At 76.5% G+C, this 10009-nt stretch carries 10 protein-coding genes; 6 read left to right on the top strand and 4 right to left on the bottom strand.

Annotated elements, in window-relative coordinates:
• Positions 1 to 115 precede the first annotated feature (115 nt).
• Entirely contained in the window at positions 116 to 1066 is a 951-nt protein-coding gene (locus ACFWEK_RS13970; protein ID WP_430554441.1) for a Ppx/GppA phosphatase family protein, read from the top strand.
• Between the two features lie 39 nt (positions 1067 to 1105).
• On the opposite strand, the gene ACFWEK_RS13965 is transcribed toward ACFWEK_RS13970, so the two are convergent.
• The 4 genes from ACFWEK_RS13965 to ACFWEK_RS13950 all read right to left on the bottom strand — a co-directional run bounded on the left by ACFWEK_RS13965 (position 1106) and on the right by ACFWEK_RS13950 (position 4165).
• On the bottom strand, positions 1106 to 1393 hold the full coding sequence (locus ACFWEK_RS13965; protein ID WP_430554440.1) for a DUF6510 family protein: 288 nt from the start codon (positions 1391 to 1393) through the stop codon (positions 1106 to 1108).
• The gene (locus ACFWEK_RS13960) at positions 1393 to 2103 is read right to left on the bottom strand and encodes an FAD-binding oxidoreductase (protein ID WP_430546562.1); all 711 of its coding nucleotides are present in this window, start codon (positions 2101 to 2103) and stop codon (positions 1393 to 1395) included. Before ACFWEK_RS13960 ends, ACFWEK_RS13965 begins: the two co-directional genes overlap by 1 nt.
• Entirely contained in the window at positions 2100 to 2693 is a 594-nt protein-coding gene (locus ACFWEK_RS13955) for a molybdopterin-dependent oxidoreductase (RefSeq protein WP_430546561.1), read from the bottom strand. The genes ACFWEK_RS13960 and ACFWEK_RS13955 overlap by 4 nt, the downstream gene beginning before the upstream one ends.
• 95 nt (positions 2694 to 2788) lie before the next feature.
• Positions 2789 to 4165, bottom strand: a complete 1377-nt coding sequence (locus tag ACFWEK_RS13950; RefSeq protein WP_430554439.1) for a CoA transferase — start codon at positions 4163 to 4165, stop codon at positions 2789 to 2791.
• 159 nt (positions 4166 to 4324) lie between these two features.
• Between ACFWEK_RS13950 and ACFWEK_RS13945 the strand changes: the two genes are divergently transcribed.
• The 5 genes from ACFWEK_RS13945 to ACFWEK_RS13925 all read left to right on the top strand — a co-directional run.
• The gene (locus ACFWEK_RS13945) at positions 4325 to 5158 is read left to right on the top strand and encodes a DUF5926 family protein (protein WP_430554438.1); all 834 of its coding nucleotides are present in this window, start codon (positions 4325 to 4327) and stop codon (positions 5156 to 5158) included.
• A gap of 369 nt (positions 5159 to 5527) precedes the next feature.
• Complete coding sequence (locus tag ACFWEK_RS13940; protein ID WP_430546669.1) at positions 5528 to 6325, top strand: glycosyltransferase family 2 protein; 798 nt, start codon at positions 5528 to 5530, stop codon at positions 6323 to 6325.
• A gap of 141 nt (positions 6326 to 6466) precedes the next feature.
• On the top strand, positions 6467 to 7636 hold the full coding sequence (locus ACFWEK_RS13935; RefSeq protein WP_430554437.1) for an ROK family protein: 1170 nt from the start codon (positions 6467 to 6469) through the stop codon (positions 7634 to 7636).
• Positions 7633 to 8607 carry a ChbG/HpnK family deacetylase gene (locus ACFWEK_RS13930; RefSeq protein WP_430554436.1) on the top strand — a complete coding sequence of 325 codons (975 nt, stop codon included), beginning with the start codon at positions 7633 to 7635 and terminating at the stop codon, positions 8605 to 8607. The genes ACFWEK_RS13935 and ACFWEK_RS13930 overlap by 4 nt, the downstream gene beginning before the upstream one ends.
• A partial coding sequence (locus tag ACFWEK_RS13925; protein WP_430554435.1) for an MFS transporter occupies positions 8604 to 10009 on the top strand: 1406 nt, incomplete at its 3' end. The genes ACFWEK_RS13930 and ACFWEK_RS13925, both read left to right, overlap by 4 nt.

Here is a 10009-nt window from a genome sequence, read left to right as displayed (position 1 = left end):
CTCCTGACCATCCCCCGCTGACCGGCTCACGACGCCCGGCCCCGCCCCGCGGGACCGGGCGTCGTCGTGCACGGGGCGGGAACGGCGTCCGGCGCCGCCGCTACGCTCGGCTGCCATGAGCAGCGCAGCCCGGGCCTCCGCGCCCCGCCTCGGCGTGATCGACATCGGCTCCAACACGGTGCACCTGCTCGTGCTGGACGCGCGGTACGGCGTGCGGCCCGTGCCGCACGCGGAGCGCAAGATCACGGTGCGGCTCATGCGGTATCTCGACGCCGACGGCGCGGTCACGGCCGAGGGGCGGCGCACGATCCTGGCCGCCGTCGACGACGTCATGGAGCTCGCCCGCGAGTCCGCGGTCGACGAGCTGCTGCCGATGGCGACCTCCGCGCTGCGGGACGCGGCGAACGGCACCGCGGTGCTCGCGGAGATCGCCGGGCGGGTGGGCCGCGAGGTGCAGGTGCTGTCGGGCGAGGACGAGGCCCGGCTCACGTTCCTCGCCGCCCGCCGCTGGCACGGGTGGGCCGCCGGCCGGCTCCTGGTGCTCGACATCGGCGGCGGCTCGCTGGAGATCGCGTCCGGCGTCGACGAGGAGCCGGACCTCGCCGCGTCCGTGCCGCTCGGCGCCGGCCGGACCACGAGGGAGTACCTGCCCGACGACCCGCCCCCGCCCGACCAGGTCCAGGCGCTGCGCGTGCACGCCCGCGCGCTGCTGGCGCCCGTCGTCGACCGGCTGGCCACGGTGCCGGCACCCGACCACGTCGTCGCGACGTCGAAGACGTTCCGCTCGCTCGCGCGGCTGGCCGGCATGCAGGTGGAGGCCGTCGGCCCGGACGACCGCTGGCGACTGCGTTTGCCCCAGCTCGCGGACTGGGTGCCGCGACTGGCCCGCCTCACCGCCGAGGGCCGCACGGCGCTGCCGGGTGTGACGCCGGAGCGCACCTATCAGATCGTCGGCGGCGCGGTCGTGGCGGAGGAGACCATGCGCGCGCTCGGCGTCGACGAGGTCGAGATCTGCCCGTGGGCGCTGCGCGAGGGCGCCGTGCTGCAGTGGCTCGACCACCTGTGAGCCGAGGGCCTCGGCGCGGCAGGCTCTGATCCGACGGGCTCAGCGGGGCGGGGCCTGCACCCAGGCCGCGCCGGACGAGGACACGCGGACGCCGTCGGGGTGCTCGACGACGACGAGCAGGACGGCGGCGCAGGTCGCGCAGCGCACGACGCCGCCCATGGCGGACAGGTGCACGGTCGTGCGGGCGAGGACGTCGGTGTGCCCGCAGCTCCCGCAGCGCACGACGGCGCGCGTGGTCTCGAAGGCGTAGACCTCGCTCAGCGCGCCGGCCAGGGCCGACCCGTCGAGGACGGGCCCGCCCGGGGCGGTCGGCTCGGGGGACGACATCAGGCACCTCCGAATCGCTCGGTGCGGACACGGTCGGGCGGGTGCCCGAGGCCGGTCAGCAGGCCGGCCGCCGCCTCCACGAAACCGGTGGGGCCGCAGACGAAGACGTCCGTGCCGTCGCCCGGGCCGAACCCGGGGGCGACGAGGTCGTCGGCCGTGATCCGGCGCGGCGGCGTCGGCCATCCCGGCGGGCCCTCGCGCGTGAAGACCCAGCGCACGTCGAACCCGCGGTCGGGGGTGTCGACCTCCCCGCGCTCGATGGCGTCGTCGGGCGTGCGCACGGAGCACACGAGGCGGAACGGCGCGCGGCGACCGGTGCTGCGGCGGGCGCGCAGCATCGCGAGGAACGGCACGACGCCGGAGCCGCCGGCCACGAGCAGCACCGGGGCGGTGTCGGCGTCGTGCCAGACGAAGTACCCGCCGAGCGGGCCGCGCACCTCGAGCTGGTCGCCCGGCCTGGCGTCGCGGACCAGGTAGGGCGACACCTCGCCGTCGGGGACCTCGTCCACGACGAGGTCGACGCGCTCGTCGTGGCCCGTCTCGGCGAGCGAGTAGGCGCGGGTGGCCTGGTAGCCGTCGGGAGCGGTGAGCCGCACGTCGACGTGCTGGCCGGGCAGCGCCCCGACGAACCCGGGCACCGCCAGGGTCAGGGCGCGGGCGGTGCGCGTCAGGGGCCGCGCCCCGACGACCGTCGCGACGTGCCAGCTCACGCGTACCGCTGCTCGAGCCAGGGGTCGCCGTAGGCGTGGTACCCGTTCTGCTCCCAGAACCCCAGGTCGTCGTCGTCCATGAGGTCGAGGCCGCGCAGCCACTTGGCGCTCTTCCAGAAGTACAGGTGCGGCACCAGCAGGCGCGCCGGCCCGCCGTGCACCGGCTCCAGCGGCTCGCCCTCGAACTCGTACGCGACCCACGCCTGCCCGTCGAGCAGGTCCTGCAGCGGCAGGTTCGTGGTGTACCCGCCGTACGAGCGCGCCATGACGAACTCGGCGCTCGTCTCGACGTCGGCCAGCAGCGTGTCCAGGGAGACGCCGCGCCACGTCGTGCCGAGCTTGGTCCAGTGCGTCACGCAGTGGATGTCGGTGACGACGTCCTCGGCCGGCAGCGCCAGGAGCTGCTCCCACGTCCACGAGACGCCCTCGCCCGTCTCCGTGCGGACGGTCAGCTCCCAGCGGGACTCGTCCACGTTCGGGGTCGGCCCCGCCGACAGCACGGGGAAGTCGTCCGTGACGAACTGCCCCGGCGGCACCTCGTGCTCCGGCTCGGGGCGCCGGCCCCCGAACCCCCGTGTCACGACCGCCATCGCCGACCCCTCTCACGCGCCGCCCGGACGGTGCGTGCCGGGTCAGGTCCGATGACACCAGAGGCCCGGCCCCTTCGCACGTCCCGGGCCGAGGATCACCCCGGCTCCGGCTCCGGCTCGGGCGTCGACCAGGCGGCGTGGTCCGTGCCCCAGGGGTGGGCAGGCGCCGGGTGGTCGTCGTGGCCGGGCAGCGCGGGGCGGGCGGTCGTGACGCGCGGGTGACGGCCGTGGCTCACGACCGCCTCCGGTCCGGGCGCCGCGGGCGGCGGGTGCGCGGGGTCGCGCCCACCGGCGTCGAGCAGCCAGGCGGCGGTGCGCGCGAGCGACGCCGCGACGTCGCGCCCGCGGCCGTCGTCGCGGCGGGCGGCGAGCGCGTCCACGGCGCCGGCGGCGAGCAGGTAGCCCGTCGCGTGGTCGAGCGCCTGCGCGGGCAGCGCGCCGGGGATCCCGCCGTCGGGCGACTCGAGCAGCGCGACGCCCGACGCGGCCTGCACGATCGAGTCGAAGCCGCGACGGTGCGCCCACGGCCCGCCGTCGCCCCATGCGGACACGTGCGCGACGACGGCGCCCGACGGCGGGCGAAGCCCGAACCGTGCCAGGGCCCCGGGACGGTAGCCGGTGACCAGCACGTCGGCGTCGTCGAGCAGGGCCTGCGCGCGCTCGCGGTCGCCGTCGTCGCGCAGGTCGAGCAGGGTCGTGCGCTTGCCCTGCCCGACGTCGAGGTGCTGGTGCCGGATCTCGGCGGGCACGGGCGGGTCCACGCGCAGCACGTCGGCGCCGAGGGCGGCCAGCGCCCGGGTGGCGACGGGGCCGGCGATGACGCGGGTGAGGTCGAGCACGCGCACCCCCGCGAGGGGCGCGGCCCCGCCCGCGAGGGCGGCCGGCCGGGCGACGACGTCGTCGCGCGCCCCGGCCCGCACCAGCGGCCCCCGCGAGGCGGCCCGGCCGGGCGCGGACGCGCGCCACCCCGCCTCGGGGCGCACGCGGACGGCGATCGCGCCCGCGGCCGCGGCGTCGTCCTCCACTCCGCCGGCCGAGGCATCCGCGAGCCGGGCCGCGAGGTCGTCCCGGTCGGCGCCGTCGGGAAGGCCGAGCAGGTGCAGCAGCCGGGCCCGGTGGTGCGGGTAGTTGGCGTGCGTGCGCACCCAGCCGTCGCGGGTGCGGAAGAAGCCGGACAGCGGCGCGAACCCCGGGACCGGCCGCCCGTCGAGCCGCAGCAGCCGGTCGGAGCCGAACGACGCCGCGAGCCGCGCCGGCGACGGCCCGCGCTCCACCAGGGGGCCCGTCGCGCCCGCCCGGCGGGCGGCCGTGGCGAGGGCCGCGACCGACCCTGCCGCCAGGTCCAGCGCCGGCAACGTGCCGGCGAGCCAGGCGTCCCGCGCGCCGTCGAGCGGCGGGACGTCGTCGTCGGGCCGGGCGCGATCGCCGAGCCCGGACCGGTAGTCCGCCACGAGGCGGCGCCACGGCTCCATCCCGCCACCGTACCCACGCCCTCCGGGGACGACCCGACCCGGGGAGGTGGTACCGGGACCCGGCGAGCGCCGTACTACCTCGGCGAGCCCCGTACTACCTCGGCAGACCGGCACGACCCGGGCGGGAGGGGGGTGTGCCGGGCCGATAGGATCGCGGGCATGGCCAAGAGCTCTGCGACCGCCCCTGTCCTGCGTCCGTTCGAGGGTCTTCCCGGGGAGGCGGACTGGGTCGCGCTGCGCGAGGTGGTGCCGTCCGCCACGGCGACGGCGCGCACGACGGCCGACCACGGCGGGCGCGACGTCACCGTCACGACCGTCCTGCCCGGCGGCTGGTGCGCGCTGCACCGCGAGGACGGCACGGTCCTGCTCGCGCTGCAGGGCCTGGGTGCCTCCGACGACCTCAGCCGCGACTTGGCCGCCGCGCTCCTCGCGGCGCTCGCGGCGGAGCCCGGCTCGGGCGTCCTGCCCGAGGAGCTGCCGGCCCCGGCGGACGACGACCCGCGCCTGCAGGACCTGCTCGACCTCGACGTCCCGTTCGAGGTGACCGTGCACGACGGCTACGACTACTGGATCGACGCCGGCACGCAGATGACGGACGAGATCCGCGAGTCCCTCGACGAGGCGGCGGAGTCGTCCATCCCCACCGTGAAGCTGGCGTCGGTCCCCGCGGCGTACTGGTGCCGGATGTCGCGTGAGTTCCTGCGCTGGGCGCGCACGGAGGACGAGGACGCCGTCGTCGACGCGATCGCGCGGCTGCACGCGCGCCGCGAGTCCGGCCTCGCGGGCGGCAAGTTCCTCGGGATGTTCCGCGCCTGCGGGCTCGTCGTGCCGGTCTGGGAGCTGCCGCGCGGCACCGAGGCGGCGGAGCTGGAGGAGCCTGTGGCGGAGCTCGCGGCCAGGCTCGACGAGGCGCTCGCGGTGACCGAGCCGCTGGACGCGAACGAGCGACGCGCCCGGGCCGGTATCGTCTCCCGACAGGTGACGCTGCGCTGACGCGGCGCCGCCCGGCGGCCTCGGCCGCCGGCGGTACCCCCGCGACGTCGCGGGCTCCGCACGATCTTCACGGACCGTCCCGCTCGACACCGTTTCTTGACCAGAGGTCGGGCGTTCCGGGGGAGTACAGTTTCTCAGGAAAAGATTGCTCTTCTGATTCCCGGTGATTCCCCCAAGGGGGCACCGCACAGCACGCCGGCGGACCGCCGGCCGACACGGGCGAGAGAACCCAACAGGCAGGGAGTCGTGAACACGGACCACGGGGCGACCCGCACGGGCGCTGAGGTGTCCACCAGCCAGGACGAGGCCGGCGAGCGGAACTCCGTCGCCGGCGGCGACGGCAGCGTCGTGACGACCCGCGTGGGCGCGCTGCCGGTCGCCAAGACCCCGCGGCCACCGGTCGCGCAGGGGCGGCGCAACCCGCAGCGCGTCGCGGTGATCATCCCCGCGAAGGACGAGGCGGCGCGCATCGCGGCGACCGTGCGCTCGGCCCGCGCGATCCCGCACGTCGACCTCGTGCTCGTGGTCGACGACGGCTCGACCGACGACACGCAGCACGTCGCGCGCGACGCGGGCGCCGTCGTCGTGCGCCACTCGCACAACCGCGGCAAGGCGTCCGCGATGGAGACCGGCGCGGCGGTCGTCGCGATGCGCGACGCCGACGGCCGGGCCCCGCGGCTCCTGCTGTTCGTCGACGGGGACCTCGGTGACACCGCCGTCAACACGGCGCCCCTCGTCGCCCCGGTGCGCGAGGGCGTGGCCGACCTCGCCATCGCGCTGCTGCCGAAGCAGACCGGGGCCGGCGGTCGCGGCATCGTCGTCGGCACGGCGCGCCGCGCCATCCAGCACCTCACCGGGTGGAGCCCGAGCCAGCCGCTGTCCGGGATGCGCTGCCTCACCCGCGAGGCGTTCGAGGCGGCGACGCCGCTGGCGCACGGCTGGGGCGTGGAGACGGGCATGACGATCGACCTGCTCCGCCAGGGCTACGTCGCCGTCGAGGTGCCGTGCGACCTCAAGCACCGCGCGTCGTCGAACGACCTCAAGGGCCAGCTGCACCGGGCCGGGCAGTACCGGGACGTCGTGCTCGCGGTCAACGCGCGCCGCGTGCGCGGGGCGGTGGACGCGGTGCGCGGCATCGGGCGCTCGCACGAGAGCGCGCAGTCCTGACCCGGGCGACCTGACCGGGCCGCCCGGGGCCGATCTGGTCCCTGATCAGCGCCGACACCTCGCGTCGACAACCTCGCCGGGGCGTGGCTAGGCTCGCAGCGCCGGGACGAACGCGTCCCGTCCCGCCCCGACGGAGGCCAGATGCCCACCACCACTGACACCGGAGCTCCCGGCCCGCTGCGCGGGTCCGACGTCCTGGAGGTGCTCGACGCGCTGGTGGCCGACGGCCCGGCCGACGACGCCTCGGTCGCCGAGGCGACCGGCCTGCCCCGCCCGACCGCCGCAGACGCCCTCGCGGCGCTCCGGGCGAGCGGCGCGGCCGCGGACGACGGCGCCGCGGGCGCGTTCCGGGTGGACCCGGACACCGCCTTCGGGCTCGGCGTGGACGTCGCCCGGGACCGGGTGCGGGTCGCCCTGGTCGACGCGACCGGGGCCGTCCGGGCGCGCGCGGAGCGGCGGGACGTGCAGCGCACCCCCGTGGCGCGGGCGCGGGCCGCGGCGGTGCTGGCGAACTCCTGCCGGGAGGACGCCGAGGCGCGGCTCGCGCCGGGCCGCCGGGTCGAGGTGAGCCGCGCGGTCGTGGCGTTCCCCGCCGTCGTGGGGGCCGACCGGACCACGGTGCTGCACGTGCCTGGGTACGAGAAGGGCGGGACGGCCCTGCACGACGCGCTGGTGGACGCGCTGGCCTGCCCCGTGACGCTGGACAACGACGTGAACCTGGCCGCGGTGGCGGAGCAGCACCGGGGAGCCGGGCGCGGGCGCTCGTCCTTCGTGACGGTCTCGTTCGGCGAGGGGTTCGGGGCTGGCATCGTGCTCGACGGCCGGGTGCACCGGGGCGCCGCGGGCATCGCGGGCGAGGTGGCGTTCCTTCCGCAGCCGGGGCATGCGCTGGGGGAGCAGGTGCTGGGCGACGCCGCAATCGCGGCGCTGGCGAAGGACCACGACCTGCCGGAGGACGTCACCGTCCGTGAGCTCCTCGACCGCGCGGAGCACGGCGACGGCGTCGCGGACGAGGTCGTCGCGGAGCTGGCGCGCCGGGTCGCCGTCATCGTCGCGTCGCTGGCGATCGTGCTCGACCCGGAGGCCTTCGTCCTGGCCGACGAGGCCGCGCGCCCCGCGATCCACGACCGGGTCGCCACCTACCTCCGCGACCGCATCGGCGTCCTGCCCGTGCACATCGACGCGTCGCCGCTCGGCGCGGACGGCGCCGTGCTGGGCGCCGCGTGGGCCGCCGGCGAGGCGCTGCGCGCGCGGATCGCCGACGACGTGGCCGACGACGCGGCGGCGGTCGTCGACGGGGCCACCCGGTGAGCGCGGCCGACGCGCCGCCGTCCGACCTGACTTCCCGCCTGGGGCTCGCCCCCGACGCCCGCGCGATCATCCTCAACGCGGACGACCTGGGCATGTGCCGGGCCGCCAACCGCGCGATCCTGCCGCTGCTCGGCGAGGGTCTCCTGGACTCCTCGACGGTGATGGTGCCGTGCCCGTGGGCGCCGGACGCCCTCACGGCGGCAGCGGCGGACCCGGGGCTGGACGTGGGCGTGCACCTGGTCCTCACGAGCGAGTGGACCCGCTACCGATGGCGGCCGCTCACCGGCGTGGGCACGTCGCTGGTGGACGACGCCGGGTACTTCCCCACCGCGGTGGACGTCGTCGAGCGTCACGCGCGGGACGAGGACGTCGCCGCCGAGCTCGCGGCCCAGCTCGACGCCGCGCTCGCCGCGGGCGTCGACGTCAGCCACCTGGACAACCACATGGGCTCGGTCTACGGGCTCGCCACGGGGCGCACGTTCCTGCCGCAGGTGCTGGAGCTCGCGGCGACGCGCGGCCTGCCGTTCCGGCTGCCGCGCTCGCTGGACGGGCTCGCGGCGATGGGCGCCGACCCCGACGCGCCGGGGTCGCAGGCGATCCTCGACACCGCGACCGCCGCCGCCGACGCGGCCGGCGTCGTCATCCTCGACCGGCTGTGGACGCACCCGTTCGAGCTGGCGGGCGAGGGCACCCCTGACGCGGAGGGGTACGACGCGGTGAAGGCCGGCTTCCTCGACCTGCTGCGCGGCGTGCAGCAGGGGGTCACGGAGATCTTCCTGCACCCGATGCTGCACGACGACGAGCTGCGCGACGCCGTCGACTACGCGGCGTCCAAGCGTGGCTACGAGGAGCGGCTGCTCCGCGACCCGGACGTCGCCGCCGTGATCGCGGACGAGGGCCTGGTCCGCGTCGGCTGGCGCGACCTGCGCGCGGTGCAGCGGGGGGAGACCGTGCGGCGGGGCGAGCAGTGAGCGACACCGGGACCCGCGCGGGCGTCCTCGCCCGGCTGCGCGACCGGCGCCTCGAGGGGGACCCGACCCGGGCGCAGGCCGTCGCCTACGGCGCGTCCGCGTTCCCGGCGAACCTCATGCTGCAGACGTTCTCCGCGTTCGTCGTCTTCTTCTACGTGGACCACCTGGGCGTGCCCGCCGGCTGGGTCGCGGGCGCGATGGTGGCGCACGGCCTCCTCAACGCCGTCCTCAACCCGGTGGTCGGGGCGGCGTCCGATCGGCACCGCACGCGCTGGGGACGCCGCGTCCCGTGGATCGTGCTGGGGATCGTGCCGCTCGTCGTGTCGTTCGCGCTCGTGTGGGCGCCGCCGTCCCTGCCCGCGGCGGGGCTGGTGGTGTGGTTCCTGCTCGTCGTCGCGGTGTTCGACGTCGCCTACGTGGCGGTCGTGCTCAACGTGTCCGCGCTGTTCCCGGAGATCTTCCGGACGACGGCGGAGCGGGCGCGCGGCAACGCTCCCCGGCAGCTCTTCGCCCTGGTGGGCATGATCCTCGGCACGGCGGGGGCGCCGCTGCTGTACGACGCGATCGGCTGGGCCGGGATGGGCGTCGCGCTCGCCGTCGTGTGCGCCGCGTTCTTCGCCTGGTCGCTGCTCGGGATGGTGGAGCGCGACGCCGACGACGCCGTGCGGGCCCGCGAGTCCGCCGTCGGGCTGCGCGACCAGCTGCGGTACACGTTCGCCAACCGCGCGTTCGTCACGTACGTGCTCGGGTCGCTGCTGCTGCAGAGCACCACGGCGGTGCTGCTGGCCGGGATCCCGTTCTACGTGAAGTACACCGTGGGCGGCACGGAGGCGGATGCGACGCTGCTCCTGGCGCCGATCTTCGTGGCCGCCATCCCCGCGATCTGGGGCTGGTCGTGGGTGGTGCGCCGGCTCGGGCCGCGCACCACGATGCTCGCCGTCGTCGCCGTGTACGGCCTGGCGACGTGCCTCTACCTGCTGCCGACGACGGTGCTTGGCGCAGCGGTGGCGGGGCTCGCCGTCGGCCTCGGCGTCGCCGGTCTCATGCAGGTGCTGGAGGTGGCCCTCGGCCAGGTGATCGACGACGACGAGCGCCGCACCGGCCTGCGCCGCGAGGGCATGTACTTCGGCGCGAACGGCTTCGTGGTGCGCGGGTCCGTCGTGGTGCAGGCGGTGGTCGTGGCCGGCGTGCTGGCCGCGAGCGGGTACGTCGAGGGTGCGGCGACGCAGGTGCCGCAGGTGGCCACCGACGTACGACGTGTCGGTGGCGGTCCCGGACGGCACCCAGGCGATCTCCAACGGCACACTCCAGTCGTCGAGTTCACGGCTGGGCTGGACCCGCTACAACTGGCGGTCGAACAAACCGCAGGCGACGTACCTGACGACGCTCGCGGTCGGGAAGT

Origin of the sequence: Isoptericola sp. NPDC060257 (assembly GCF_042726645.1) — a bacterium.
Classification (GTDB): domain Bacteria; phylum Actinomycetota; class Actinomycetes; order Actinomycetales; family Cellulomonadaceae; genus Isoptericola; species Isoptericola nanjingensis.
Note: the sequence above shows the minus strand (reverse complement) of the source record. Positions and strands in the feature narration are given on the sequence as shown.

Bases quoted from the DNA above. Each gene is read 5' to 3' on its own strand.
- ACFWEK_RS13955 (WP_430546561.1), bottom strand. From the start codon at position 2,693: ATGGCGGTCGTGACACGGGGGTTCGGGGGCCGGCGCCCCGAGCCGGAG.
- ACFWEK_RS13950 (WP_430554439.1), bottom strand. From the start codon at position 4,165: ATGGAGCCGTGGCGCCGCCTCGTGGCGGACTACCGGTCCGGGCTCGGC.
- ACFWEK_RS13945 (WP_430554438.1), top strand. From the start codon at position 4,325: ATGGCCAAGAGCTCTGCGACCGCCCCTGTCCTGCGTCCGTTCGAGGGT.
- ACFWEK_RS13965 (WP_430554440.1), bottom strand. From the start codon at position 1,393: ATGTCGTCCCCCGAGCCGACCGCCCCGGGCGGGCCCGTCCTCGACGGG.
- ACFWEK_RS13970 (WP_430554441.1), top strand. From the start codon at position 116: ATGAGCAGCGCAGCCCGGGCCTCCGCGCCCCGCCTCGGCGTGATCGAC.
- ACFWEK_RS13935 (WP_430554437.1), top strand. From the start codon at position 6,467: ATGCCCACCACCACTGACACCGGAGCTCCCGGCCCGCTGCGCGGGTCC.